Annotated in this window: 23 protein-coding genes and 1 other RNA gene; 12 read left to right on the top strand and 12 right to left on the bottom strand. The window is 32.4% G+C overall.

The window, feature by feature from the left end:
- Nucleotides 1-89: 89 nt before the first annotated feature.
- The 3 genes from ABD941_RS00770 to ABD941_RS00760 are packed head-to-tail and all read right to left on the bottom strand — an operon-like array spanning nt 90 to nt 5,460.
- Nucleotides 90-1,283: a retropepsin-like aspartic protease gene (locus ABD941_RS00770; RefSeq protein WP_345272002.1), complete on the bottom strand. Its 1,194-nt coding sequence runs from the start codon at nt 1,281-1,283 to the stop codon at nt 90-92.
- A gap of 15 nt (nt 1,284-1,298) precedes the next feature.
- Complete coding sequence (locus ABD941_RS00765; protein WP_345272001.1) at nt 1,299-3,821, bottom strand: TonB-dependent receptor; 2,523 nt, start codon at nt 3,819-3,821, stop codon at nt 1,299-1,301.
- Nucleotides 3,775-5,460, bottom strand: coding sequence for a M23 family metallopeptidase (locus tag ABD941_RS00760; protein WP_345272000.1), 1,686 nt, complete (start codon nt 5,458-5,460; stop codon nt 3,775-3,777). The genes ABD941_RS00765 and ABD941_RS00760 overlap by 47 nt, the downstream gene beginning before the upstream one ends.
- A 176-nt stretch (nt 5,461-5,636) precedes the next feature.
- Here ABD941_RS00760 and ABD941_RS00755 point away from each other — a divergent pair, with 176 nt between their 5' ends.
- From ABD941_RS00755 to rny, 4 genes are all read left to right on the top strand, one after another.
- Nucleotides 5,637-5,927, top strand: coding sequence for a hypothetical protein (locus ABD941_RS00755; RefSeq protein WP_345271998.1), 291 nt, complete (start codon nt 5,637-5,639; stop codon nt 5,925-5,927).
- Between the two features lie 15 nt (nt 5,928-5,942).
- Entirely contained in the window at nt 5,943-6,236 is a 294-nt protein-coding gene (locus ABD941_RS00750; RefSeq protein WP_345271997.1) for a cell division protein ZapA, read from the top strand.
- A gap of 56 nt (nt 6,237-6,292) precedes the next feature.
- Nucleotides 6,293-6,419: non-coding RNA, 6S RNA (gene ssrS, locus ABD941_RS00745), on the top strand.
- A 58-nt stretch (nt 6,420-6,477) separates the two neighbouring features.
- Nucleotides 6,478-8,052: a ribonuclease Y gene (gene rny / locus ABD941_RS00740; protein ID WP_345271996.1), complete on the top strand. Its 1,575-nt coding sequence runs from the start codon at nt 6,478-6,480 to the stop codon at nt 8,050-8,052.
- A gap of 87 nt (nt 8,053-8,139) precedes the next feature.
- On the opposite strand, the gene xerD is transcribed toward rny, so the two are convergent.
- On the bottom strand, nt 8,140-9,036 hold the full coding sequence (xerD, locus tag ABD941_RS00735; protein WP_345271994.1) for a site-specific tyrosine recombinase XerD: 897 nt from the start codon (nt 9,034-9,036) through the stop codon (nt 8,140-8,142).
- Between the two features lie 210 nt (nt 9,037-9,246).
- Here xerD and ABD941_RS00730 point away from each other — a divergent pair, with 210 nt between their 5' ends.
- From ABD941_RS00730 to ABD941_RS00720, 3 genes are all read left to right on the top strand, one after another.
- On the top strand, nt 9,247-9,837 hold the full coding sequence (locus tag ABD941_RS00730; RefSeq protein ID WP_345271993.1) for an outer membrane beta-barrel protein: 591 nt from the start codon (nt 9,247-9,249) through the stop codon (nt 9,835-9,837).
- Between the two features lie 151 nt (nt 9,838-9,988).
- Nucleotides 9,989-10,405, top strand: a complete 417-nt coding sequence (gene aroQ, locus ABD941_RS00725) for a type II 3-dehydroquinate dehydratase (RefSeq protein WP_345271992.1) — start codon at nt 9,989-9,991, stop codon at nt 10,403-10,405.
- 116 nt (nt 10,406-10,521) lie between these two features.
- Nucleotides 10,522-11,070 (top strand): outer membrane beta-barrel protein, encoded by a 549-nt coding sequence (locus ABD941_RS00720; protein ID WP_345271991.1) that lies wholly within the window; start codon nt 10,522-10,524, stop codon nt 11,068-11,070.
- Between the two features lie 106 nt (nt 11,071-11,176).
- On the opposite strand, the gene lpdA is transcribed toward ABD941_RS00720, so the two are convergent.
- Nucleotides 11,177-12,553 (bottom strand): dihydrolipoyl dehydrogenase, encoded by a 1,377-nt coding sequence (gene lpdA / locus ABD941_RS00715; protein WP_345271990.1) that lies wholly within the window; start codon nt 12,551-12,553, stop codon nt 11,177-11,179.
- A 107-nt stretch (nt 12,554-12,660) separates the two neighbouring features.
- On the opposite strand from lpdA, the gene ABD941_RS00710 reads away from it, so the two are divergent.
- Both ABD941_RS00710 and ABD941_RS00705 read left to right on the top strand, forming a co-directional pair.
- Nucleotides 12,661-13,944, top strand: coding sequence for an NAD(P)/FAD-dependent oxidoreductase (locus ABD941_RS00710; RefSeq protein WP_345271989.1), 1,284 nt, complete (start codon nt 12,661-12,663; stop codon nt 13,942-13,944).
- A 98-nt stretch (nt 13,945-14,042) separates the two neighbouring features.
- Nucleotides 14,043-14,972 (top strand): nuclear transport factor 2 family protein, encoded by a 930-nt coding sequence (locus ABD941_RS00705; RefSeq protein WP_345271987.1) that lies wholly within the window; start codon nt 14,043-14,045, stop codon nt 14,970-14,972.
- 51 nt (nt 14,973-15,023) lie between these two features.
- Here ABD941_RS00705 and ABD941_RS00700 read toward each other — a convergent pair whose 3' ends face one another.
- Both ABD941_RS00700 and msrB read right to left on the bottom strand, forming a co-directional pair.
- On the bottom strand, nt 15,024-15,575 hold the full coding sequence (locus ABD941_RS00700; protein ID WP_345271986.1) for a DUF1572 family protein: 552 nt from the start codon (nt 15,573-15,575) through the stop codon (nt 15,024-15,026).
- Between the two features lie 9 nt (nt 15,576-15,584).
- Nucleotides 15,585-16,067 (bottom strand): peptide-methionine (R)-S-oxide reductase MsrB, encoded by a 483-nt coding sequence (gene msrB, locus ABD941_RS00695; RefSeq protein ID WP_345271985.1) that lies wholly within the window; start codon nt 16,065-16,067, stop codon nt 15,585-15,587.
- Between the two features lie 225 nt (nt 16,068-16,292).
- On the opposite strand from msrB, the gene ABD941_RS00690 reads away from it, so the two are divergent.
- The 3 genes from ABD941_RS00690 (at nt 16,293) to ABD941_RS00680 (ending at nt 19,634) form a co-directional block, all read left to right on the top strand.
- Entirely contained in the window at nt 16,293-17,108 is an 816-nt protein-coding gene (locus tag ABD941_RS00690; protein WP_345271984.1) for a M48 family metallopeptidase, read from the top strand.
- Nucleotides 17,109-17,280: 172 nt separating this feature from the next.
- Nucleotides 17,281-18,675: an MFS transporter gene (locus ABD941_RS00685; RefSeq protein WP_345271982.1), complete on the top strand. Its 1,395-nt coding sequence runs from the start codon at nt 17,281-17,283 to the stop codon at nt 18,673-18,675.
- Between the two features lie 29 nt (nt 18,676-18,704).
- Nucleotides 18,705-19,634, top strand: coding sequence for a DUF6252 domain-containing protein (locus ABD941_RS00680; protein WP_345271980.1), 930 nt, complete (start codon nt 18,705-18,707; stop codon nt 19,632-19,634).
- An 85-nt stretch (nt 19,635-19,719) separates the two neighbouring features.
- Here ABD941_RS00680 and ABD941_RS00675 read toward each other — a convergent pair whose 3' ends face one another.
- The 5 genes from ABD941_RS00675 to ABD941_RS00655 all read right to left on the bottom strand — a co-directional run bounded on the left by ABD941_RS00675 (nt 19,720) and on the right by ABD941_RS00655 (nt 26,040).
- The gene (locus ABD941_RS00675) at nt 19,720-20,760 is read right to left on the bottom strand and encodes a zinc metalloprotease (protein ID WP_345271979.1); all 1,041 of its coding nucleotides are present in this window, start codon (nt 20,758-20,760) and stop codon (nt 19,720-19,722) included.
- Nucleotides 20,761-21,056: 296 nt separating this feature from the next.
- Nucleotides 21,057-22,145, bottom strand: a complete 1,089-nt coding sequence (locus tag ABD941_RS00670) for a DUF4097 family beta strand repeat-containing protein (RefSeq protein WP_345271978.1) — start codon at nt 22,143-22,145, stop codon at nt 21,057-21,059.
- A gap of 88 nt (nt 22,146-22,233) precedes the next feature.
- A complete protein-coding gene (locus ABD941_RS00665) occupies nt 22,234-22,803 on the bottom strand; it encodes a hypothetical protein (RefSeq protein WP_345271976.1) in 570 nt (189 codons plus the stop codon).
- 11 nt (nt 22,804-22,814) lie between these two features.
- A complete protein-coding gene (locus ABD941_RS00660; protein WP_345271975.1) occupies nt 22,815-23,378 on the bottom strand; it encodes an RNA polymerase sigma factor in 564 nt (187 codons plus the stop codon).
- Between the two features lie 115 nt (nt 23,379-23,493).
- On the bottom strand, nt 23,494-26,040 hold the full coding sequence (locus tag ABD941_RS00655; protein WP_345271974.1) for an ATP-dependent Clp protease ATP-binding subunit: 2,547 nt from the start codon (nt 26,038-26,040) through the stop codon (nt 23,494-23,496).
- Between the last annotated feature and the right edge of the window lie 164 nt (nt 26,041-26,204).

Genomic DNA, 26,204 nt, shown 5'->3' with positions numbered 1-26,204 from the left:
CAACACCTTAGGCTTATTTATTGTTAAGCTTTTTTATGAGACTCTTTAATTAAAGTGCTAAGTAAGTTTGTGAAAGTTTTATATGTATTCTAACGAAATTGTTTTTTAACTAAGAGCTTATTTTTTTCACCTTTACTATTTTTAAATACCAGCTCTAAGGTGTTGTTTTCTTTGAACACGGATTTTTTATTGATTAAATCGCAAATATCTGTATTTTCAATGTTTATGTTATTAATTTCTATTATTTCATCACCATATTGAATTTTGTCTTTTAATAAATCGTCCCAAACAAATCCAACAATGAGTTTGTTATTTGAAATAGTTGGTGAGAAACCAAAAAGTTTTTTGTTAAGGTTTTTTACCGATTTAAAAGCTTCAAAATAAAACATCTTTTTTATGAAATTTAATGTTACAATTCCATAATTCAAAATATCAGACCCTATTCTAGAATTATTATCATTTCCAGTTGTGGTTATAACATTTTTAAATACTTGATTGTTTATTTTAAGTTCTGGTATTTTTACACGATATTGTTCACTCTCATTAGCAATACCAAACATACCAAGGCTAGAAGAACCATTTCCTTTGGAAATAATTTTTACGATATTCTTTTTACTTAAAAGTATAAAATTCTTTTTATTAAGATCGTAAAATCCACTTGCACCAGTGTCAAATAATAGGTTTTCTGTTCCTGAATCTTCTCCTTTTAACACTATATTGATGTATGGACTACTTTGATTTCCAACAAGCATTAATTTTGAAGCGTACTTTTTATTAAGGTGTAACTTTTTTGAATCATTAGTTAAAATAAGTAACTTCTGTTTTGATTGTATTTGAACGATCGATTTTCTTAAAAGGTTACTACCTATTATACCATCAATGCCGAAACAATCAAAAACAAAATTATTTTTATTATTAAATACCAACGCTATTGTGTTTTTAAATGATACATTGCCAATAGTTAAATGAGGTATACTGGCAAGCTCCATACGTTGCTTTTTTTGATTAGCATCAGATACGGTAATTTGTTTCATTGTTTTGGAGCCTATTTTCTCCCAAATGTTTTTTGAAATTAGATTTGGAGCTCCAGTATCAAAAAGAAAACGATATGTTTCACCTTCAATAGTAACGGGAATAATTATTTTACTATTAATATCTTCATAGTTGATTTCCGTGTAATAATTTTTAGGAATAGAATGACCCGTTTTAAAATAGTTTTTTTGGGCGTTGGATAAGTTAATGAATACTACAAGAAAACAGACACTAGCTATTATTTTGTTCATGTATAGCTGTATAAATTAAAACTTCATAGTCGTCCTTACATTAAAAACACGAGGTGTTAAGTAATTAGGAATTGCAATTTGCCGTTTACTGCTTACATCTCTTACCCAAGTATTGGTAATAGAGTTTTGAACATCAAAAATATTAAATATTTCAAACCCAAAAGACAATGCTTTAAAAGGTTTTTTCCAGCCACTTTTAAATTGTTTGTTAGTGTCAACTAACACATACTGTAAGCCTAAATCTGCACGCTTGTATGAGGGTAATCTGTTTTGGAATTCATAAGGGTCAGCATAACTAGGGGAACCTCCAGGCAAACCTGTATTGAATACCAAGTTTAAATACATTTTTAAATTAGGCATGTTAGGAACATAGTCTTGAAATAGTGCTGCAAACTTTAAACGTTGGTCGGTAGGACGAGATATATAGCCTCTGTTATTAATGTTTTCTTCGGTTTTTAAATAACCAAAACTAAACCATGATTCTGTACCAGGAACAAACTCGCCATTTAGCCGCATATCTAAACCGTAAGCATAAGCTTTGGCGTTATTATTAGCCCTATACCGAATACGAACATTTTCGAGTGTATAGGGGTTAACATCGGTTAGGTTTTTATAATATACTTCGGATGTTAGTTTAAAAGGTCTGTCCCACATTTTAAAACTGTAATCATTGCCCAATACTAAATGAAACGATTTTTGAGCCTTTACATTGGGTTGGATAACACCGTTGGCATCACGAAGTTCTCTATAAAAAGGTGGTTGATAATACAAGCCAGCTGCTATTCTAAAAAGCATGTCTTTTTCCCAAAAGGGTTTTATAGCAAATTGAGCCCTTGGACTAAAAACTGTTTGGTTAGATGATGAAATACCATCACCTTTAACAGACCAATTATGAACACGAACACCCGCGTTATACCAAACATCGCTAGTTCCTAAAGTACTACGTTTACTCCATTGCCCATAGGCTTGTAATCTGTTGATTTGTGTATTATTTGTGGCCCTTATATTTTGAAAAGGCTCTATAGGTCCGGTAAACGGTTCGTAAGGTTGCTCGTTTCTAGGCAGTGTAGCTGGTGGTCTAATGGAAAACCCTGCTGAATCGATAACTTCCCACTCAACTAAACGGTCGCGTATATCTTCATTGGTGTATTTAACAGACCATTCAATACGGTTGTCATCAATTTTAAAATCACCTTTGTGTTCTATGTTGGTTATTAATGCATCTAAATCGTTTCGCCCATGGGTGAGTTGGCTTCCAATACCTTCACTAAATTCAACTTCACCTAAATCCTCATCGCCAATATTCGTGTTTACTTCACCTAATCTATATTGTGCCAAAATATCAAAGTATTCTTCTTCTGTGGTGTGATAGGTTGAAGCAATCAGGTGAAGCGTTAAATCGTCATTGGCAAAATAAGACCCTTTAAAAGCTCCAAATACGGTTTGGTATCGGTCTTTTTCTTGCCCGTCATAAAAGACTAAAAGTGCTACTGGGTCACTTAAAGTTCCAAAATTGGTTTGACGCGTTTGTGGTTCGTAATCGTATTTGTTTATAGAAGCATTTCCTAAAAAACTTAAATGGAAATTATTAGAAAATTTATAAGTAAAATACCCTTGCAAATCGGCAAAAGCAGGTCTGAAATTGGTTTCGGTTTCTTTGGCGTTTACTAATAAGCTGTTGTCGCGATAACGGACACCAGTAATACCAGAAAACTTAGAATTTTTGCTAATATGTTCAACAGAAAGACTACCGCCTAGTAAACTTAAATCGGTATTAACTTCGAATTGATAAGGGTTTTTATAAGTGATGTCTAAAACGGACGATAGTTTATCTCCATATTTTGCTTGAAAGCCACCAGCTGAAAAGTCAACGTTTTGAACCATGTCTGTATTTACAAAGCTTAAACCTTCTTGCTGTCCTGAACGCACTAAAAACGGACGATAGACTTCTATGCCATTTACATAAACCAAATTTTCATCATAATTTCCGCCTCTAACCGAATACTGCGTACTTAATTCGTTATTGTTGCTAACGCCCGGAAGTGTTAATAATAGATTTTCTACACCTGCATTTGCTCCAGGTATTTTTCTGATGGTTTCAGGCTTTAAGGTAATAACACCTTCAACTTCTTTTCGTCTATTACTATTTACAATAACCGTTGCTATTTGTTCTATTGAAGTACTCATTACAGGATTGAATTCGTATTCTTCGCCCTTTTTTAAATTGAATGTACTGATCACTTTTTTATGGGAAAGGTGTGAGAATTCTATAGTGATATCTTGATTTTCAGGGATGTTTATGGTGTAAAAACCATTGGTGTTGGTTTTTGTTCCGCTGCTGTTAGTTTTAATATTTACGTTTTCAATTGGTAGATTGTTTTCATCTAAAACAATTCCTTTAACGGTTGCTGTTTGCGAAAAACCTGTAATATTTATAAAAATAAATAGAAATACGGCTAGTAGAAGTTTTGCTTTCAAAAGTGTAAAAAGTTTATTTTCGATAAAATAACGTTTCAAAAGTAGAATTATTTCCAACATTATCGGTAACAATTACTTTTAAATTATTTTTAGTGTCGTTAATAATGCCATCATTAAAATCGTGGGTTAAGGTTTTGGTTTTATAATCGTATTCCATTAAAATCCATTTTCCGTTAATAGTAGCTCTATAATTAGAAATCCCGGAACCCTTGTCATCTATCTTAATTTTTAAATACCTGTATTTACTGAGCCATTGTCCTTTTTTGAAATTAACAGCCGTTATGGTTGGTTTTATAGTGTCCATGGCCAAGGTATAAGTCCCTAATGTTTTTGTGTTAGCGGTTAACAGGTTTTCTTTTCTTTTGGTATGCGTGTAAGCAGGATATTTTTTATAACCAATTAATCTGGCGATATATAATTTGTTTTTATCGTCATTTGAATATTTGCTAACATCATAACTGATACTGAAGTTTTTTTTGGCAGCCTTAATATTTTTATGCAAAGTAAGCGTATCGTTTTTTACTTTAAAATCCATATAAAAATCGTCATAGAATGTGTTCTTATATAAGTCAACAGAAAAGTTGCCTTCTTTTAAATTAATGGTTTGATTGGCTTTTATAAAGTAGGGTGTGATTTTTTGTTTTTCGGGTTTAGGTATGCCTTGCTTTGTTCCTTTAATATTTATGGTTACCCAAGATTCATTGTTTTTATAATCGGCAACCCTTATTTTATAAACGGAATATGTACTGTCTTCAATAGCAATAAATCCATTGTTTATTGTAGATTTAAAAATACTTAACGGGTTGTTTATTTTGAATAATTTCTGGATGCGCTGTTTTTTTGTGGCGTAATGTTCATAATCAATAAGCTGATTAAGATGTTTGGTTTCATCAAAAGAAAATCGTTTGAAATCTAATTCGAAATTTCGACTTCCATTAAAAAAGGTTTGGATATTATAAACTCCGTTGGAATTGGCTGCTAAATCCTGTCTGTCTATAGTTTCAATACCAAAACCTATATTACCAATGGCTTCAATACTTTTAGTGGTGTAATCGCCATTTTTTAAAGGTATTAGTCTTAGTTTTTGTTTAGTGTTGTTTTGCTTAACAAATGATTTTTCATCTAAAGGATAGACAAAAATAGATTTTACAATAGGGTTGGTACTATCTTTTATATCAATACCAAAAAGCATTGGGTTTATTGGACGTTCTTCCTTGTCTCTAATTTCATAATGTAAATGAGGTCCACCAGAACCACCTGAGTTCCCACTATATGCAACTAAACTATCCTTTAAAACTGGTAAAGTTCCGGCTTTTGGAAACATTTCAATTTCATAAGATTCATTTTCATATTGATACTTTTTTACATAAGCTTCAATCTCAGGTTCAAATTTTTGCAAATGTGCATAAACCGTTGTGTACCCATTAGGGTGCGTAATATAAAGGGCTTTACCATAGCCGTAATGCGATACTTTTATTCTGCTTACAAACCCATTTGCCGATGCATTTACTTTTAATCCCCTTCGTTGTTGTGTTTTGATGTCTATACCTGAGTGGAAATGGTTTGAGCGTAATTCTGCAAAAGTCCCCGATAATATCAAGGGAATATCTAAAGGATTGCTAAAATAATCTTGTGGATAATTATTTTGGGTATTTGTAAATATTGATAAAAGAAGAAAGAAGGGCAGGATTAATTTCATATAAGAGTATTGTGGCTAAAATATTAATTTGATGCGAATATGGCAAGAATAAAACAAAAATCAAGCCATAGTGTTGACTATGAGTCAATACTGTCCATTTTGAAATTTTATGAAAAAACAATTGTAATTTATAGCTAGGTATGTTAACTTTGTGTGATTAGTATTGAAATTTGTAAATGAGTAATATTGAAGATATTGTAGATTCTTTAGAAAACAAGATTAGTAAAGTATTACACAAACTAGAGCTTTTAAAACTTGCTAATTTGAAATTGAATGAAGAATTAGAAGTTTCAAAGCAAAAGCTTTTAACCCAAAAAGAACATATTGCAAGTTGGGAAGAAAAGTATGAAGCTTTAAAAGTAGCAAATACAATACTTGGTAGTGACGATAATAAAAGAGAAACTAAGCTTAAAATAAACGCATTAATTAGAGATATTGACCATTGTATTGCTCAACTCGCTGATTAAAGCACCAAAAACTTAATGTCAGAAAAGCTTAAAATAAAGCTGTCTATAGCCAATAGAGTGTACCCTTTAACGATTGAGTCCAGTCAAGAAGAAGGGTTGCGCAAAGCGGCTAAAAACATTGAGGTGATGATAAAGCAATTTGAGCAAAGTTATTCTGTTCGAGATAAGCAAGATGTATTGGCCATGTGTGCTTTGCAATTTGCATCTCAAGTAGAACAGAAGTCAATTGATAAAGCAAATGTAAATGAACATGTGGAAGAAAAGCTAAATGCTTTAAATGATTTATTACATGCGCATCTGGTCTCTTAAACGTTCTTTAAAATAAACTAAAAGTTACTGCCTACATTGGTTATTTTTTTTGATAAACTCAACGTTAATTCTTTAAAAAGGGTGAGTTTAAGTTGTAAAAGCATGCTGCTGTTCTGAATTTATTTTGGTACTAAGCAGACCCTTGATCAGCTTGTTAGCCCTAAACTTGTTTTTAAGGAGTTTATACAAAACTTTATACCGGTGTAGGCTTTCTTTATATATAATAACAACTAAACAAACGATGGATAACTCAATTATATTTGTAGTAGGCGGTGTTATATTAGGGCTGGTAATTGGCTTTATTATAGCAAAAGGACTAGAGAAAAACAATGCTTCAAAACTTATAAAAGGTGCTAAAAAAAATGCAGCTTCAATATTAAAAGAAGCTAAAATAGATGGTGAAAACTTAAAAAAGGAAAAAGAACTAAAAGCTAAAGAACGTTTTTTAGAACTCAAAGCAGAACACGAAAAAGTAATCTTGTCTCGTGATAAGAAAATGGCAGAAGCCGAAAAGCGTACACGCGATAAAGAATCGCAGATATCCAATGAACTTTCAAGGAATAAGAAGGCTAATGATAGTCTAGCTAGCAAAATAAAAGATTATGACCATAGGCTTGATCTACTTGAAAAAAAGCAGGAAGAGCTTGATAAACTTCATAAAAGCCAAGTGCAACAACTAGAAGTTATTTCTAGTCTTTCGGCAGAAGAAGCTAAAGAACAATTGGTTGAATCTTTAAAAGGAGAAGCCAAAAATGATGCTATGGCCTATGTGCAAAGCTCTTTAGAAGAAGCTAAATTGACTGCTGAACAAGATGCTAAAAAAATCATTATCAATACTATTCAACGTATAGGAACAGAAGAAGCGGTAGATAATTGTGTATCTGTTTTTAATATAGAATCGGATGATGTTAAAGGACGTATTATTGGTCGAGAAGGACGAAACATTAGAGCCATTGAAGCTGCAACAGGCGTAGAGATTATTGTAGATGATACACCTGAAGCAATTATACTATCTTGTTTTGATTCCGTACGAAGAGAAATTGCACGTTTATCACTTCATAAATTAGTAACTGATGGTAGAATACACCCAGCACGTATTGAAGAGGTTGTAAGAAAAACACAAAAACAAATAGAACAAGAAATTATTGAAGTTGGTAAGCGTACCGTTATAGATCTAGGAATTCATAATTTACACCCAGAACTTATTAAAATGGTCGGTAGAATGAAATACCGTTCGTCTTACGGTCAAAACTTATTACAGCACTCTCGCGAAGTGGCTAAACTTTGTGGTGTTATGGCGGCTGAGTTAGGGTTAAACCCAAAATTTGCTAAGCGAGCAGGATTGTTACATGATATAGGAAAAGTGCCAGATGCCGAAGCCGATATGGAAACGCCACACGCTATTTTAGGAATGCAATGGGCTGAAAAATACGGTGAGAAAGACGATGTGTGTAATGCTATTGGTGCGCATCATGATGAAATAGAAATGAAATCATTGCTTTCGCCAATAATCCAAGTTTGTGATGCTATTTCTGGTGCAAGACCAGGAGCGAGGCGTCAAGTGTTAGATAGTTATATACAACGTTTAAAAGATTTAGAAGATATTGCGTTTGGATTTAACGGTGTTAAAAAAGCATACGCTATTCAAGCGGGTAGAGAGCTTAGAGTTATTGTAGAAAGTGAAAAAGTAGATGACCAAAAAGCAGCAGATTTATCATTTAGTATCTCTCAAAAAGTACAAACCGATATGACTTATCCAGGACAAGTAAAAGTAACGGTTATAAGAGAGACCAGAGCAGTTAATATTGCTAAATAATAATCCATTCCTTTGAAAAAGGAATCTTTAAAAAATCAACAAAAAAATCCAGTGTAAGCTGGATTTTTTTTATTTTCTACTAACCACTTACTTCCTAGGATGATATTTCTCAACAACCTTGATCAAATGGCTTTTATCCAAATGCACATAAATTTCGGTAGTTGTTATACTTTCATGACCTAGCATTAATTGTATGGATCTTAAATCGGCATCGTTCTGTAAAAGATGTGTAGCAAACGAGTGTCTAAATGTGTGTGGTGATATATTTTTTTTAAGATTTATTTTTTCTGCCAGTTGTTTGATAATGGTAAAAATCATAGCTCTGGTTAGCTGTTTACCGCGTCTATTTAAAAAAAGGGTATCTTCAAATCCAGCTTGGATATTTAAATGGTTTCTTATTTCACTTCTATATATATTTATGTATTTCTGGGTAATATCTATAATGGGAACAAAGCGTTGTTTATCCCCTTTACCAGTAACTTTAATAAAACCTTCATCAAAAAATAAATCCGAAATTTTCAGATTAACAAGTTCACTAACCCGCAATCCACAACCGTATAAAGTTTCCAGCATGGCTCGATTGCGTTCGCCTTCAGGTTTACTTAAATCAATGGCCTTTATGATACGGTCTATTTCTTCTTCAGACAATGTATCAGGAAGTTTCCTGCCGATTTTAGGAGACTCAATAAGTTCTAATGGATTGTTAGATCTGTAATCTTCAAATACTAAATAATTAAAAAAACTACGAAGTCCAGATATGAGCCTTGATTGCGATCTAGCATTAACTTGCTTAGCAACATGGTAAATAAATTGCTGAATAGTTTCTGAATTAATAGAAATAGGTGAAGTGCTTATCGTATGTTCTTCTAAAAACGTTATTAGTTTTTTAACATCGAGCACATAATTATCTATGGAATTTTTAGATAAACCACGCTCTATTTTTAAATAAAGTTGATAGTCTTTTAATGCGCTTTTCCATTCCATTAGGGTAAAAATACATAATATAGAAGTATAGTCAATGCTTTTTAGAGTTCATTTTGTAAAAAAAATGTTAATAACTATATTTTTAAATATTTGATAATCAATTATTTATAATTTAATGTTAATAAATTTGTTAATAACCTTACTTTTTTGTAGTATTTTTAATCAAAATGTGTTTAATTTGTTGTAATCAAACTAAAAACTTTATATATTATGAAAAAATTATTTTTATGTGCTGCTGTTGCAGTATTCGCATTTAGTAGCATGAATGCCCAAGAAGAAGGAAAGACTTATGGATTTTCTCAAGGAAATATTTATGCTTCCGGATCATTAAACTTTAATTCTTCAAAGACTGGAGACTTTAAAGACAATTCTTTTAACTTTATACCTTGTGTAGGCTTTTTTGTTTCTGATAATGTGGCTGTAGGAGCTCAATTAGGTATTGGATCTAGTAAATCAGAAAATGGGAGCTCAACAATTAGTGAGTTTAGTACTTTCGCAGTTGGAGCTTATGCAAAGTATTATTTTACGCCGGCAGAGCAGTTTTCTTTCTTTGGTAGGTTTGGTGTTAATTATGAATCTGCAAAGAATAAAATAAGTGATGTTAAAGCAGATGGTTTTGCTTTTGAATTAAATCCAGGTCTTAACTATTTTTTATCTGAGTGTATAGCAATACATGCTACGTTTGGGGCTTTAGGTTATAGTTCATTTAAACAGGATACCCCTGGTGCTGAGTCAACCAATAATTTTGGATTAAATTTAGATTTAAAAGATATTGGTTTTGGAGTAATAGTAGTATTTTAAATAGATTAAAAAATACTAAAGAATTTATAAAGGAAAAGGCTATCTGTAAAGATGGTTTTTTTTTATAATATTTTTTATCTTTTATTATAGTCTTTGTATTTTCAAAGACTAATGCTCAAGAAAACAGCGTTAAATTTAATATCTTTAACCCATGAAAAAACTAATCATCATTAATGGTCCCAACTTAAATCTATTAGGTAAAAGAGAACCAAATATTTATGGCAGCTTAACATTTACTGAGTTTCTAGATGAAATAGTGCATAAATACCCAAAAACAGATATTGATTATTACCAATCAAATATTGAAGGCGAGCTTATCGATAAATTACATGAGGTTGGTTTTACTTATGATGGTATTATTTTGAATGCTGCGGCATACACGCACACCTCGGTAGGCATTGGAGATGCGGTTAAAGCTATTGAAACGCCAGTTGTTGAAGTGCACATTTCTAACACTTTTAATAGAGAGGAATTTAGACATCAATCCTTTATATCACCTAATGCTAGAGGCGTAATTCTTGGTTTTGGCTTACAGAGTTATGAATTGGCTATTCAGAGTTTTTTATAATTTTATTAAGTTTTTTAAGAAATAATTAAGCTGATTTTATAATTTGTTTATGACTGAATTGTGATTTATTAACGGGCTTCTAAGATAGTTTTGAATCATAATTAAATAAACAAATTATGAGAAAAACTATTTTTCTATTTACATGTCTAATTTGCATGTTTTCCTTACAAGCGCAAAAAGAAGCTGAACAATTAAAAGATAAAAAAGTAACTTTTGGGTTACGTACTGGTTATGAATTTCAGGCTAACAGCAGTGATTTAAATTACACTCTTAGTTTACCCTATATTGGTGTTTTGTCTTATTTTAAGCTTAGTGACAATTGGCGTTTACAATTAGAATTAAATTTGAGGTCTGAAAAAAGAGAAAGACTTTTTAGTAATGGTTTTAAGGAATCTATTGATGAGCTTTATTTAACAGTTCCACTATTATTAAAATACCATTTTAATGAAAAAACTATAGTATATACGGGTACGCAAGTTTTATCAGCATCTTTAATGAATGATATTTCTGGACTCAAAAAATGGAACGGTATTTTAGGTATAGAATACTACGTATCAAAAAGTATATTTTTAGATACACGTTTTAGGCATGGTTTTGAGGAACAAAAGCCTAATAGCAATTTTAGGGATAATAGAATAAGCTTTGGGATAGGCTATAAATTTTAAGCAAAAAAAAATACGATTCAATATTTTGAATCGTATTTTTTTTTTAAAGTTTTACACTGTTTATGTAAAAATTCTAAATGATGTAGAATACCATAGGAGTTGTTTATTATAAATGAATCACTTCATCATAAGCAGCAGCAACCGCTTCCATAACCGCTTCACTCATTGTAGGGTGTGGGTGTATGGCTTTTAATACTTCATGCCCTGTGGTTTCTAGTTTTCTACCTAAAACAGCTTCGGCAATCATATCGGTAACTCCAGCACCAATCATGTGGCAGCCAAGCCATTCGCCATATTTGGCATCAAAAATCACTTTTACAAACCCATCTTTATTTCCGCCAGCACTGGCTTTACCAGAGGCAGAGAATGGAAATTTTCCAACTTTAATATCTAGACCTTTGTCTTTTGCTTGTTTTTCAGTTAAACCTACAGATGCAATTTCAGGTGAGCAATAGGTACATCCTGGGATGTTTCCATAGTCTAGGGCTTCTACATGCTGACCTGCAAGTTTTTCAACACAAAGAATCCCTTCTGCAGAAGCGACATGTGCTAACGCAGGGCCAGGAGTTACATCGCCTATGGCATAATAGCCTGGTATGTTGGTTTGATAAAAATCGTTAACAATAATTTTGTCTCTATCAACCACAATACCAACATCTTCTAATCCTATATTTTCAATATTAGTTTTAATACCTACGGCACTTAAAATAATATCGGCTTCAAGAACTTCTTCACCTTTACTGGTTTTAACCGTTGCCTTAACGCCTTTTCCAGAAGTATCTACACTCGTTACTTCTGCAGAGGTCATGATATTAATTCCAGTCTTTTTAAAAGACTTTTCTAATTGTTTAGATACGTCTATATCTTCAACAGGAACTACATTTGGTAAATACTCAACAATAGTAACCTCAGTACCCATAGAATTATAGAAATAAGCAAACTCAACACCAATAGCACCAGAACCTACCACAATCATTTTCTTAGGTTGTTTTTTTAAAGTCATAGCTTCTCTGTAGCCAATAACTTTTTTTCCATCTTGGGGCAAACTTGGTAACTCTCGTGAACGTGCACCGGTTGCTATAATGATGCTGTCGGCGCTATATTCAGTACCATCTACATCAACTTTCTTTCCTGGTTTAAGTTTTCCAAAACCTTCTATAACATCAATTTTGTTCTTTTTCATTAAAAACTGAACACCTTTACTCATACCATCAGCAACACCACGGCTACGCTGTACAACAGCATCAAAATCGTGTTCGGCATCTTTTACTTTTAAGCCATAATCTTCCGCATGTTTAAGATATTCAAAAACTTGAGCGGATTTTAATAAAGCTTTTGTTGGAATACAACCCCAATTTAAACAGACACCACCAAGACTTTCTTTTTCTACAATAGCAGTTTTAAAACCTAATTGTGATGCTCTAATAGCTGTAACATAACCCCCTGGGCCACTTCCAAGAACTATAATATCGTATTTACTCATGTGTTAAAATTTAGGCTACGAATTTACGAAATCGATTTTGAATAAAGAATTTAGAAGCCTTTAAATTTATATCTTAAATCTTACCTTTGTACTGCAAGTCATCTTTTATGAATATACCTAGAACAAGTTACCCTCGAATAGTTATTATTGGAGGAGGTTTTGCAGGCGTAGCCTTGGCAAAAAAATTATCGAAACAAGAAGTACAGGTAGTGCTTTTGGATAAAAACAACTATCATACCTTTCAACCTTTGTTATATCAAGTTTCTACAGGAGGCTTAGAGCCAGATTCCATTGCATATCCTATTAGGAAGATACTTAAGGATTTTCCTAATTTTTATTTTAGATTGGCTAATGTTGAAGAAATAGATACTAAAAAAAATAAAATAAGAACCAACATAGGGAATCTAAAATTTGATTATTTAGTTGTGGCCTCTGGTTCTAAAACCAATTATTTTGGAAACTCGGAGATTGAAAAGCATAGCATGGCTATGAAAACCATACCACAATCTTTAAATTTAAGAAGCTTGATTCTTGAAAATTTTGAAGATGCTTTATTGACTTCGGATTTAAATGAGCGTAATGCACTTATGAATTTTGTTATAGTTGGTGGAGGTCCAACAGGTGTGGAATTAGCAGGTGCTTTAGCTGAAATCAAAAAAGGAATTTTACCAAAAGACTATCCCGATTTAGATACGCGTTTAGCGCAAATCAATATTATTCAGTCTAGTGATTGTATTTTAAAAGGCATGAGTGTAAAGGCTTCTGCTAAAGCTGAGGATTTTTTAGAAAAATTAGGGGTTAATATCTGGAAGAATGTTCGGGTAACGAACTACGATGGAAAAACAGTGACTACAAATACCGATTTAATTTTTGAGTCGGCAACCGTTGTTTGGGCAGCAGGCGTTAAAGGTGCTACTATTAAAGGTTTGGAAGCAGAAGAATTTATGACTCGTGGTAATAGATTATTGGTCAATGTCTTTAATCAATTAAAAGGTTTTGAACATATTTTTGCCATTGGGGATATTGCCTGTATGGTTAATGAAGAATTCCCGAATGGCTTGCCTATGATGGCGCAGCCAGCCATTCAGCAAGGGAATCAATTAGGTGATAATATATTAAAGCTTATTGAGGAACAACCTATGGAGCCCTTTAATTATAAAGATAAAGGAGCCATGGCTACAATTGGTAGAAACAAAGCGGTTGTCGATTTAAAAAGGTTTAAATTTCAAGGTATTTTTGCTTGGTATGTATGGATGTTTATACATCTGTTCTTCTTAATTGGGTTTAGAAATCGCATGGTGGTTTTTGTAAACTGGGTGTATAATTATGTGCGTTTTGATAGAGAAGCGCGATTGATTATCAGGCCATTTAAGAAGAGGTTTAAAGTTTAAAAACAAAATATGCTTCTAAATAAGCAAATGATATTTTACTATATGTTTTTTTTGGTTAACTTAACAGAAATTAATTAATCAACCAAAACTTTTTAAAAATGAAAAAACATGTAATTATTTTCATGATGGCATTTTCTGTTGTTATGTATTCCCAAAAGAAAAAAAACGGAACGGTATTTATTGAGCATCCTGCTATTACAGCAGTTGAAGCTATGCAACAAGCTGATATTGCTGGCGACTCTGAAAAAGTAGCGACTTTTTTAGCAGATGATTTTAAATCTATTAGTGGCACAACAAGAAATAAAAACGCCAAAGGCACTAATAAGGAAGATTTTTTAAAATGGGTAGAAAATAGAAAAAAATGGGTTTCTTATGCTAGTTTAACACGTCATGGCGAAGCATATCCGGATGCCATAGAATACAAAGGTGGAAAAACATGGGTGCAAACCTGGAATTACCTAAAAGGGGTGCATGACAAAACTGGGGTAAAAATAGAAATGCCCGTTCATAATTTATACCGCTTAAACAAGGATAACAAAATTGAATTGGCTGTTAATTATAATTATGATGTTGGTAAAGATATCAGACAGGCTTTTGCAGAAAGAACAAATGGTACCATATACAATCAACATGACTGTATTAATAAAGTAAGAAGAATGATGGCTGCTTTTGAAAACATGGATTTAGAAAAGGCCTATAGTTACTTTGATGAAAAAGCGAGTTTTAGTAATTTAGAGATGCCTGTTGGTGAACGTATGAATTTGGAAGAGTTAAAGGCAGGGCATCAAGATTTTTATAAAAATTTTGAAATCGAGAGCATTGATGTTGTTGGCTATCCAGATGCCTTAGATTATGAAATTGGCGGAGGCGGAATGACTGTTCAGTCTTGGTGGAATTTTAGAGTGATTAGAAAGTCTGATAAGAAAAAACTAATTATGCCTGCTATGTACACTCATGATTTTAATGATGATGGTATGATAGTGCGTTCTATTGGCTATTTTAGTTCTAAAGTATTAGAGTCTAAATAGTTTAAAATCAAATAAGTAAAAGCCCTTTATGTTTTTAATATAAAGGGCTTTTTATAAATCATCCGTAAAATGTCTCCGACCTTTTTCTTTACTAAACTTCTCTTTATTGTATGTTTTAGAATCCCCTTTTGGAATCGATAAGGATTGCCAATTTTTACCTTTTAAAAGTTTGCCTAAAAACACAATTTGTCCAATATGATAGGCATAATGAGCCAATTGTCTGTTTATAGCTTCGGTAACCGAATGCCCTTGATTTCTGATATAAATAATTTTACTTAAGTCGCTTTCAACTAAAGGTTTAATAGCTTCAAATAAACAATTCCAACCCGTATTCCAGTTATTAATAAGGTCTTCTTTTGAGGTAAAGGTGTTTTCAAATTCAGTATCTCTTTGTCGCCATTCTTTTTCGCCATCTTCATTTAAAAAGTTGGTCCATCTACTAAGCATATTGCCAACAAGATGTTTTGCGATTATTGAAATGGAATTGGAGTCTTTTGCAAATTCTTTTTGTAATTCATCAAAAGATAATTCCTGAAATGTTTTATCGCCTAAACTTTTGTAATATTCAAATTGCTTGATAACACTTGTTAAATAGCTTTCCATATAACAAATTTAGTTATTAGGAAGGAATTTTAAAGAAACCCCGTTGATACAATGGCGTTTACCAGTAGTATCTGTTGGTCCATCATTAAATACATGACCTAAATGGCCTCCGCATGTTGCACAGTGTTCTTCAGTTCTAGCATAGCCTAAATCATAATCTGTTGAAAAAGCAACATTACCCTGTATTTCTCTATCAAAGCTTGGCCAGCCTGTACCGGAATCAAATTTATGTTCGCTTTTAAATAACGGGGTTTTACATCCTGCACAAATATAAATTCCAGATTGGTAGTTTTTGTTTAAAGGGCTGGAAAACGGACGTTCAGTTCCAGCTTGTCTCAATACATAAAATGCTTTTTCTGATAATTGCGACTTCCATTGGGCTTCGGTTTTTGTGACTTTATATACTTTGGTAGCGTCTTTTGTTTGTTTTTGTGCCGAAGAGTTACAATTAAAAAATAAAACGCATGTAAATACTATTAATAATTTGTTCATGATATAAATTTTGTAATAAATAGGTCGTTAATACTAATATAACATAACACGTTAATAAGGTGTTTAAAAAAGTTATATCAAATACTGTAAATATAATACTAAAACGGGTACTTTATAAGTTTATAAACTTTACTTTTATGATGTTGTGACAAATAAATAAATGATGTGTCTAATTTAATAAGATACAATTTTTGTATTTTTAAACCTTATTAACCTTCTATAACAATGAAAATAAAAAATATACTTCTAATATTTGGTTTTGTAGCACTCCTTTTTTCATGTGCTACAAATCCTTTTACACAGAAAAAAACCTTAGCATTGGTTTCTAATGCACAATTATTTCCAACGGCTTTTGCCCAGTATAATCAATTTCTAACAGAAAATAAAGTTATAACAGGTACTAAAGATGCCGAGATGATTACTAGAGTAGGGCAGCGTATAGCGGTTGCTGCGGAGCGTTGGTTAAATGCTAATGGAAATCACGGGTATTTAAATGACTATAAATGGGAATATAATCTGGTAGATGATAAAACGGTTAACGCTTGGTGTATGCCAGGTGGTAAAATTGTTTTTTATACGGGTATTTTACCTATTGCTAAAGGCGAAACTGGAGTTGCTGCCATTATGGGACATGAAGTTGCTCATGCTTTGGCAAATCATGGTCAACAGCGTATGAGTGCGGGTATGTTACAGCAATTTGGAGCCGTAGCAGGAAATATAGCTATTCAAGATGAGAAATCCAGAAATGCTTTTAATCAGTATTATGGTGTAGGGTCTCAAGTAGGTGTTATGTTACCTTTTAGTAGAAACCATGAAACCGAAGCTGATAAAATTGGGTTATACCTAATGGCCATTGCAGGTTATAATCCAGCAGAAGCCGCAGAGCTTTGGAAACGCATGAAAGCCAATAGTGGTGGACAGGCTCCACCAGAGATGTTAAGTACGCATCCATCAAATGACTCACGTATTGCTAATTTAACTGCTTTAGCGCCAAAAGCTAAGGAAGAGGCGAAAAAGTTTGGTGTAACGACATTTAGATAACGAACTTATTAAGTTCGAATAAAAATATTTGATTACTTTAGTAAGCTGCCAATAAAAGGCAGCTTTTTTATTGAAATATGGATTAGAGTAAATAAATGTTTCAATAAGTTAGAATGACCATTGAAATCTCATAATTTTGAGATGAATGTTTATCTATAGCTAAATATTTTATATGAATCAACTAAAAAAAGGAAGTAAAAAACTCCTTAATGCTTGGGCTTTTTACGATTGGGCGAATTCAGTTTATACCTTAACCATAACATCTTCAATTTTTCCTATATTTTATTCGGCTTTGTTTCTTTCAGAAATAAAAATGGTTCAGGCTTTTGGGTTTGAGTTTAAAAGTACCGCATTAATAACTTTTGTAACGGCTTTCACCTTTTTATTAGTTGCTTTTATGTCTCCAATTTTATCTGGTATTGCAGATTACGTGGGGAATAAGAAAAATTTTTTAAAGTTCTTCTGTTATGTAGGAAGTATAGGTTGTATAGGGCTATATTGGTTTGATATTACTCCAGAAAAGATTCATTTAAGTTTGTTATTCTATTTTATGGGCTTGATTGGGTATTGGGGAAGCTTAGTGTTTTATAACTCATACTTACCAGATATTGCTTTTCCTGAACAACAAGACGGAATAAGCGCTAAGGGGTTTTCAATGGGATATATTGGTAGTGTTGTTCTTTTGCTATTGAATTTGGCTATGGTTATGTTTCCGCACTGGTTTGGATTTGATATTAGCATACCTGAAACTATAAGAGAAACAGGAACTGAAAGCGAAATTAATTTTGCTATGGATGCGGCAAAAGATGCTGCTTCTTTTAAGGCTATGAAAGTATCATTTATTACCGTAGGTATTTGGTGGGCTTTATTTAGCCAATATTCATTTTATTTTCTCCCAAAAGGGACTTCCACTGGTCATAAAGTAACAGCAGCTATAGTCTTTAATGGGCTTAAAGAGTTGCGGCTAGTTTGGGGTGAGCTTAAACAGAATTTAAGGTTGAAACGTTATTTATATGCCTTTTTTGTATTTAGTATGGCGGTACAAACCATTATGTTAGTCGCCGTTTATTTTGGAGAAGAAGAAATTGCTTGGGAAGATGGTAAAGCAAAAACCATAGGGCTTATAGGGAGTATTTTATTAATACAATTAGTAGCGGTAATTGGGGCTTTTTTAACATCTAGGGCTTCGTCTAGATTTGGGAACATTAAAACCTTAATTGTAATTAACTTTATTTGGATGGGATTGTGCTTTTATGCGTACTTTATGATAACACCTGTGCAGTTTTATATTGCAGCAGCTATTGTTGGTTTGGTAATGGGAGGTATACAGTCTTTAGCGCGTTCAACATATTCAAAATTTTTGCCAGAAACAGAAGAGACAACGTCTTATTTTAGTTTTTATGACGTGGCAGAAAAAATAGGGATTGTAATCGGTATGGTTATTTTTGCAACCATAGACCAGATAACAGGAACCATGAGAAATGCTATACTCTTTCTATTTGTTTTCTTTTTAACGGGAATTGTTTTGTTATATCGAGTACCTAAGAATAATCAGGGAATTAATTAGTATGTTTGTCTATTATTTAATAACACTCTATGACTTATTCTAAATTTATTGCCCAAGTTTTTAGTATTCTTTTTTTAATTGTTGTTTCATCTTGTAATATAGAACCTTTTGAAGGTGATATTCCTGAGCAAGAAACCCAGCCAGATGGTAATACTAATTCTGGTAATGCAATTTTTAAAGTAGATTTTGATGGAGGAACTTTTGAAGCAGATAATTCCGTGGCTACTGTAATTAATGATGTTATTAATATAACAGGAATTAAAACGGGAACAAATGAAGCTATTGTATTAACTCTTTTTGGAAATACGGAAGGAACATATCAATTAGGAGTCGCACAAAATCAAGTAGAAATTAATGGAGCTATTTATAATACAAATATTACTGGAACAGGAGATACTTGGATAGCTGTGACAGATTTTGTAACATCTCAAGGTGAGGTTACAGTTTCTGAAATAGATGAAGTTAGCAAAACCATATCAGGAACGTTTTTCTTTACAGGCCATAGTGTTTCTATGTCCTCTAAAGAGTTTGTTAGTGGGGTTTTTACTAATGTGTCTTTTGAAGAAGATTTAGTAAGTGGCTCAGAAAACACCTTTTTTGCTAAAGTTGATGGTGTAGAGTTTGTTGAAGATGCTGTTAATGGTGTTGCTACTTCGCTACCAGGGCTATCTACAATAGGTATTAGCGCTACTAAAAACAGTTTAGAAACTATTGGTTTGAGTTTTGATTCCGATATTGATCCTGGGGATTATGAGTTTTCAAGTTTGTCCATTCCGCTTGCTCAATATAGTTTATCATTATCAGATTCAAATTTAGGTGAAGGAGCTTTTAAAATAATTTCACATGATAAAGCAAATAAACGTATAGTAGGTAGCTTTCAGTTTATTGCTAGTCCATTTTTAGGAACTGGATCATCGTATGAAATAACAGAAGGTAGTTTTGATGTTACTTATCTTTAGTCTTATTATATAGAGAAAGATATATTTAAAAATATAAATGCAACCATTTTTGGTTGCATTTATTTATATAATTAAGAATAAATAATTAATTACATCCACCTTCTATTTGAACATATTCAACTGGAACATTGAAAATTCTATCAATTGCTAATAAATCTTGGTCTCTAAAAATCCCATCTCTCATATTAAATATTGATTGTCCTGTTTGAGTGGTTCCTTCAATATTGGATGCTTGTGATATTGTATGTAGAAAACCAATAGAATGCCCAAATTCATGTAGCAATACATTTTTCTTTTGAGTTAAAGATAAACCTCCTTCTTTGTCCATATTGACCCACATACGTTTACCAACATAATGCTTAAAAATTCCTGCTCCACTATAGATCTCTTTATAACGTCCTACTCTTGCTTCTGCAAGAGAATTAGAATTTACCAATCCATTTGAGGGTACTCTAAGCACTTCAATATTGCCATAATCTAAAGCATTCCTTGGAGCAATTCTATAGTAGACTTGTGGTGACCCATCTAAGTAATTGTTAACAGTATTATCGTTAAGTACAGCATTCCATTCATCTATTGCTGCACTAAATGCTGGCCCCCAAATATTCTGTGTTGTTAAATTATCAAAATATACATTAATATAGACTTTCTCTACAATTGGTGTTATTACTGGAATTATTACAGGAAAAGGAATGTGTATTACAGTGGAACAATAATTAGCTAATTGTACCTTTGTGATAGCTGAAGAATCATTATTACCTGCAGAGATATACTCGTCTCCTACAAATGTGCGAAAAGTACGTGAATAAGGATTAGTGTCTATGACTTCATGTTTGTTTTTTTTGGGACGAATTATAGAGTTGTCATTTTCAAATTCACATGATATAACCATTTCTTCTCCTTTTGGGATTTCTTCAGATAAAGCTTCATTTATTAGAAAATCAAACCCTTGGTTTTTTATCAATTTAGAAACACTTTCTTTATTTCCAAATAAAATTAAACTTTTTGGTTCTTCTGTGTTATTCGAGCTTATTTGTTCTCTTGAGTTATCAGGAATGATTTGTTCTTCAGAATCACTACAGGAAATTAACAATAATACAATAAATAGAAAATTTAGTTTTTTCATTACTTTATATTTATAAGTTTTTATCTTATAAATGTAGGTTTTTTTCTTTTTAAAAAAAGAATTTACTGGTATTTTTTAATATAAAACCTACAATTATAAAATTTATTATATTATTTAAAATTTATAGGGTCTTTCAATTTTTTTGATAGAGAGGTTTTAAACTTTTGAGTTCTATTATTAAAGGAGTATTATTGATTTAATCTCCATGAAGTTATGATGCTAAGTTTAGTAAACAAAAAGACCCTGTAAACTCATTTACAAGGTCGTTTAGTTCGCTTTATGATTGATGATGATTCTTAGTTTTTCGATAGTGTAACACTACCATAATCCGAATCGATAGTGATGTTGTTGTTTGATGATTGGCTTCCGTAGTAACCTTGATAAAATTTATCGGTATTACCTTTTACTTCTTTTGTAATGGTTAGATTATTGCTATCTCTTAAATCGGCATAATCCAAATTAATATTAAAGTTGAAGTTATAGGTAGGGGCGTATCCAATTTTAATACCGGTGTAGTCTGATTTAATTGTTACGTTTCCTGCATTTTCTGCCATACGATTTATTTTAATAGAGCCGTAGTCTGCATTAAGTGTTACATTTTTATAAACATCACCTACTATTGTGGTTAGGTAATTGCCATTTCCAACAATATTATTGGCTTTGTCTATTTTAATGTTACCATAGTCGCAGTTGTAATTTACATTTTCAGCAGTTTCAATTTTAGAATTTGTATAATCTGCATTTATATCTATTATGCTGGTTTTGGAAATGGTATATTCACTATAGTTTGCTTTAATTTTTCCGCTTTTAATGTATTCAAAATAACAGCCATTTGTGTAATCAAAATTTAAAGTGTTGTCATCGCCCATGAGTTCTTTGGTGGTTATTTTTCCGTAATCACAATTAATCACAGCTTTACCTTCAAGCTTATCTAAATTGATATTGCCATAGTCGTTACTCAAATTTACTTTTCCGGTAATGGGCATTTTAATGATGTAGTTAATTTTCATTTTAACTTTGTTGTTATTGCCCCAGTTCCACCAAGAGTTTGAACTCTTTTTTCCAAACATGGTTTCTGCTGAAACTGATTCAGGGGAAGCTGAAAATTTTACGTTAATATCATCTAACTTTTTCTGAATTTTTTCCTCACTGCTTCCAGAGGTCGTAATTGTTATTTCAAATACAATTTTGTTTTCATTCCAGGTAATAACATCAATATTCCCATAACTATTATTAACTTTTAAAGTAGCATCGGGATTTACCATAAAAGTCTTGCTAATAGTCTTTGTTTTGGTTTGTTTGGTTTTTATTCCAGTTGTAGCCGAAATAAAAAGGGGAAACATTAATAATGCCGTTAATAATTTGATGTGTTGTGCTCGTTTCATGTGTTCGTTTTTTTAATTGTTATTTAATAAACATACTTCGACTTTTCTCAGTATGGTTGTGCTTTATCCTTAATAATTAATTATTGGATTAAATATTTGATTCGGATATGACACGGTGTGATGATTTTTTTAATTGTTTAATATTTTCGATTTGTTCTAAGGTGTTTTGTAAAATGTCTATTCTATTCTGAAAATTAGATATCATGGCGTATATAACACGGCTATCGTCACCGCTTTCTATTAAATCGACTTTCAGAGTTTCGTAATTAGTTTCTAAAATTTTGATTTGTTTAAGTGCATCTTGTATTAAGTTTTGTGCTTCTGGTAAAGACTCTTTATTGAGTTTTTGTAATTCTTCATGTATTGATGCTGTAAAAAAATCTTGTGTGTTGGCCATTTCTGGAGAAACACTGGCTAAATCTCTAGAATTCCTAGGTTGTTGCGTCCCTACAAAAAGCGCAATTATAAGGGCAACAGAAGCAGCTATGCCAACAAATGGTTTCCAAAAATTAGATTTTACATGCGCAATTTCTAAAGGTTGTTCGTTTTGGTTTTTAAGTTTATTTAAAAAACGTGTTTCGTGTCCAGTTGCTGGGTTTTCAACATCAAAGTTGTTTTCTGGTTTTTTAAATATATCTTCTAAAGGGGTATGGCTCATAGCTTTAATATTTAATGTTCAATAACAGTTTGCAGCTTTTTCCTTAAGCTTTCTTTTGCTCTTGATATTGTGGTTCTGCAATTAGCGTTTGTTATGTTCATAATGCTGCTAATTTCTTCGTAATCATAACCTTCAATAAGGTTTAGTGTTAACGCAATTCTATAGTTGTCTTTTAATGATTTCATGGTATTTAAAACTTGTTGCGCCTTTATGTTTGTAAATTCATAATTGTTGTCTGCGCCACTAGAATTATCTTCTACTTTATACAGTAAATCATCTAAAGGGACTTCGTTGTTTTTTATGGTCTTTCTATAATGATAAATACTGTTATTAATAACAATTCGTTTTAACCAAGGCCCAAAAATCTTAGCGTCTTTTAGGGTATCTAGTTTTGTAAATGCTGTCAAAAACGAATCTTGCATGATGTCTTCGGCTTCAAAACGATCCTTTACAATTCTGAAAGATGCATTGTACATAGCTTTATAGTATCTGTTGTAAATTTCCAATTGCGCGGATTGGTTTCCTGACCTACAAAGGGCTATGAGTTGTTCTGTATTTTGGTTAGTTGGTTTCAAAAAAACAAATTGTTATAGTATAGATGGACATGGTTTTGGTTTGTTACACTTTCTCAAAAAAAAATCCTACTTTAATTTTAAAGCAGGATTTTTAGTATTGTAAAATTCAAAAGTATTAAGACTCTGTGGGCTTTTCGGCCTTTTCAATAGAAATCTTAAGTTCTTCCGTTTTTTTATCTAAATCGATATTTATATTGTCGCCTTCTTGTAAATGTGATGCCACAATTTCTTCAGCTAAAGCGTCTTCAATATATTTTTGAATCGCTCTTTTTAGAGGTCTTGCTCCATATTGTTTGTCAAAACCTTTTTCAGCAATATAATCTTTTGCAGCATCGGTTAGTGTTAAGTTATAACCTAAACCTTTAATTCTGATTAAAAGTTTTTCCAATTCGATATCAATGATTTTGTTGATGTCTTCTTTTTCTAAAGCATTAAAAACAACAACATCATCAATTCTATTTAAGAATTCTGGTGCAAACGATTTTTTAAGCGCATTTTCAATAACACTTCTTGCATTGGCATCTTCTTGTGCTTTTTGTGATGCTGTTCCAAAACCAATACCTGTTCCAAAATCTTTAAGTTTTCGCGCTCCAATATTGGAGGTCATGATAATGATTGTATTTCTAAAATCAATTTTTCGGCCTAAACTATCTGTTAAATACCCATCGTCAAGGACTTGCAATAACATATTAAAAACATCTGGATGTGCTTTTTCAATTTCATCTAAAAGAATAACGGCATAGGGTTTGCGTCTAACTTTTTCGGTTAATTGTCCGCCTTCTTCATAGCCAACATATCCTGGAGGTGCTCCAATTAGTCTGGAAATAGCGAATTTCTCCATATATTCACTCATATCAATTCTAACGAGTGAATCTTCAGAATCAAATAACTCTCTAGATAACACTTTAGCTAACTGTGTTTTCCCTACACCTGTCTGCCCTAGAAATATAAATGAGCCGATTGGTTTGTTTGGGTCTTTAAGTCCCGCACGGTTACGCTGAATAGCCTTAACGACTTTAGCAACAGCATTGTCTTGACCTATAACTTTCCCTTTTATAAGGTTTGGTAATTCTGCTAACTTGTTTATTTCGGTTTGAGCAATTCTGTTAACAGGCACGCCAGTCATCATAGAAACCACATCTGCAACATTATCTTCTGTTACAATTTCACGATGTTGTTTGGTGTCTTCTTCCCATTTTTCTTGGGCAATGGACAACTCTTTTTCTATACGCTTTTCGTCATCTCTTAGCTTAGCGGCCTCTTCATATTTTTGTTTTCTAACAACAGCGTTTTTAGTTTCCTTGATGCCTTCTAGTTGTTTTTCTAGCTCAATAATCTGCTTTGGAACATCAATATTTGTAATGTGTACGCGAGATCCAGCTTCATCTAAAGCATCAATGGCTTTATCTGGTAAAAAGCGTTCGGTCATGTATCTGTTGGTTAATTTTACACAAGCTTCTATAGCTCCTGGCGTATAATCAACATTATGGTGTTCTTCATATTTTCCTTTTATATTATTAAGGATTTCAATAGTCTCTTCAACTGTAGTAGGCTCGACAATAACTTTTTGAAAACGACGTTCTAAGGCGCCGTCTTTTTCGATATACTGCCTGTATTCATCTAAAGTTGTGGCTCCAATACATTGGATTTCTCCACGTGCTAAAGCGGGCTTGAACATGTTGGAAGCATCTAAACTTCCTGTAGCGCCACCGGCACCAACAATAGTATGGATTTCATCAATAAATAAAATAACATCGTCATTTTTTTCTAGCTCATTCATTACAGCTTTCATCCGCTCTTCAAACTGTCCACGGTATTTTGTGCCAGCAACTAAACTTGCCAAATCTAGAGTAACTACACGTTTGTTAAATAGGATTCTAGAAACTTTTCGCTTTACAATTCTAAGAGCCAAGCCTTCGGCAATTGCAGATTTACCAACACCAGGCTCGCCAATTAAAAGTGGGTTGTTTTTCTTTCTTCTACTTAAAACTTGTGAAACCCGTTGTATTTCCTTTTCACGTCCAACAACAGGGTCTAATTTGCCTTCCTCAGCCATAGCGGTTAAATCGCGTCCAAAGTTATCTAGAACAGGGGTTTTAGACTTCTTATTGGCCTTTCCAGCTGGTGGATTAAATATATTGTCTTTATTAGCATCATCTTCAGCATTTGGTTCATCATCCTGAAATTCAGCTTTAGGTTCTATGTAATTATCATCGTTTGTAATCATAATTTTAAATTGTTCTTTAACATTATCGTAGTCAACTTTAAGCTTATTTAAAAGCTTTGTAGTGGGGTCGTTTTCATTTCTTAAAATACAAAGCAATAAATGCGCTGTATTAATTGATGAGCTTTGAAATAATTTGGCTTCTAAAAAAGTGGTTTTTAAAGCACGTTCTGCTTGCCGAGTTAGGTGTAGGTTCTTTTTTTGGTTAGAAGCTACAGTAATATTGGGGTTGGCAGGACTTAATATTTCAACTTTACGTCTTAAATGATTTAAATCAATATCTAAGGCGTTAAGTATGTTAATTGCTTTTCCGTTACCATCTCTTAAAAGACCAAGCATAAGGTGTTCAGTACCTATGAAATCATGGCCTAAACGCAATGCTTCTTCTTTGCTGTAAGCAATAACATCTTTTACTCTTGGGGAAAAATTATCATCCATAAATCGTGTCCTTTCTGCATTAAAAATACTAAAACATTTTACTAAAGTCAAAAACTATACCTAAAAATGTCTGCATGGTGCTAATTGACGAAAAAAACTTTATAAAATCAAAACTTTTAGCAGCATACTTATTAACTAAATAAGTCGCAAAAATTGTTAATAAA

Origin of the sequence: Flaviramulus aquimarinus (assembly GCF_039543205.1) — a bacterium.
Taxonomy (GTDB): Bacteria; Bacteroidota; Bacteroidia; order Flavobacteriales; family Flavobacteriaceae; genus Flaviramulus_B; species Flaviramulus_B aquimarinus.
This window is presented reverse-complemented; position numbering and strand designations above follow the sequence as displayed.

Coding starts and splice junctions, on each gene's coding strand:
- ABD941_RS00710 (WP_345271989.1), top strand. CDS start 12,661: ATGAATATACCTAGAACAAGTTACCCTCGAATAGTTATTATTGGAGGA.
- ABD941_RS00765 (WP_345272001.1), bottom strand. CDS start 3,821: ATGTTGGAAATAATTCTACTTTTGAAACGTTATTTTATCGAAAATAAA.
- ABD941_RS00720 (WP_345271991.1), top strand. CDS start 10,522: ATGAGAAAAACTATTTTTCTATTTACATGTCTAATTTGCATGTTTTCC.
- ABD941_RS00750 (WP_345271997.1), top strand. CDS start 5,943: ATGTCAGAAAAGCTTAAAATAAAGCTGTCTATAGCCAATAGAGTGTAC.
- ABD941_RS00705 (WP_345271987.1), top strand. CDS start 14,043: ATGAAAAAACATGTAATTATTTTCATGATGGCATTTTCTGTTGTTATG.
- msrB (WP_345271985.1), bottom strand. CDS start 16,067: ATGAACAAATTATTAATAGTATTTACATGCGTTTTATTTTTTAATTGT.
- ABD941_RS00760 (WP_345272000.1), bottom strand. CDS start 5,460: ATGAAATTAATCCTGCCCTTCTTTCTTCTTTTATCAATATTTACAAAT.
- ABD941_RS00700 (WP_345271986.1), bottom strand. CDS start 15,575: ATGGAAAGCTATTTAACAAGTGTTATCAAGCAATTTGAATATTACAAA.
- ABD941_RS00730 (WP_345271993.1), top strand. CDS start 9,247: ATGAAAAAATTATTTTTATGTGCTGCTGTTGCAGTATTCGCATTTAGT.
- ABD941_RS00680 (WP_345271980.1), top strand. CDS start 18,705: ATGACTTATTCTAAATTTATTGCCCAAGTTTTTAGTATTCTTTTTTTA.
- xerD (WP_345271994.1), bottom strand. CDS start 9,036: ATGGAATGGAAAAGCGCATTAAAAGACTATCAACTTTATTTAAAAATA.
- rny (WP_345271996.1), top strand. CDS start 6,478: ATGGATAACTCAATTATATTTGTAGTAGGCGGTGTTATATTAGGGCTG.
- ABD941_RS00675 (WP_345271979.1), bottom strand. CDS start 20,760: ATGAAAAAACTAAATTTTCTATTTATTGTATTATTGTTAATTTCCTGT.
- ABD941_RS00770 (WP_345272002.1), bottom strand. CDS start 1,283: ATGAACAAAATAATAGCTAGTGTCTGTTTTCTTGTAGTATTCATTAAC.
- ABD941_RS00685 (WP_345271982.1), top strand. CDS start 17,281: ATGAATCAACTAAAAAAAGGAAGTAAAAAACTCCTTAATGCTTGGGCT.
- aroQ (WP_345271992.1), top strand. CDS start 9,989: ATGAAAAAACTAATCATCATTAATGGTCCCAACTTAAATCTATTAGGT.
- lpdA (WP_345271990.1), bottom strand. CDS start 12,553: ATGAGTAAATACGATATTATAGTTCTTGGAAGTGGCCCAGGGGGTTAT.
- ABD941_RS00690 (WP_345271984.1), top strand. CDS start 16,293: ATGAAAATAAAAAATATACTTCTAATATTTGGTTTTGTAGCACTCCTT.
- ABD941_RS00755 (WP_345271998.1), top strand. CDS start 5,637: ATGAGTAATATTGAAGATATTGTAGATTCTTTAGAAAACAAGATTAGT.
- ABD941_RS00655 (WP_345271974.1), bottom strand. CDS start 26,040: ATGGATGATAATTTTTCCCCAAGAGTAAAAGATGTTATTGCTTACAGC.
- ABD941_RS00665 (WP_345271976.1), bottom strand. CDS start 22,803: ATGAGCCATACCCCTTTAGAAGATATATTTAAAAAACCAGAAAACAAC.
- ABD941_RS00670 (WP_345271978.1), bottom strand. CDS start 22,145: ATGAAACGAGCACAACACATCAAATTATTAACGGCATTATTAATGTTT.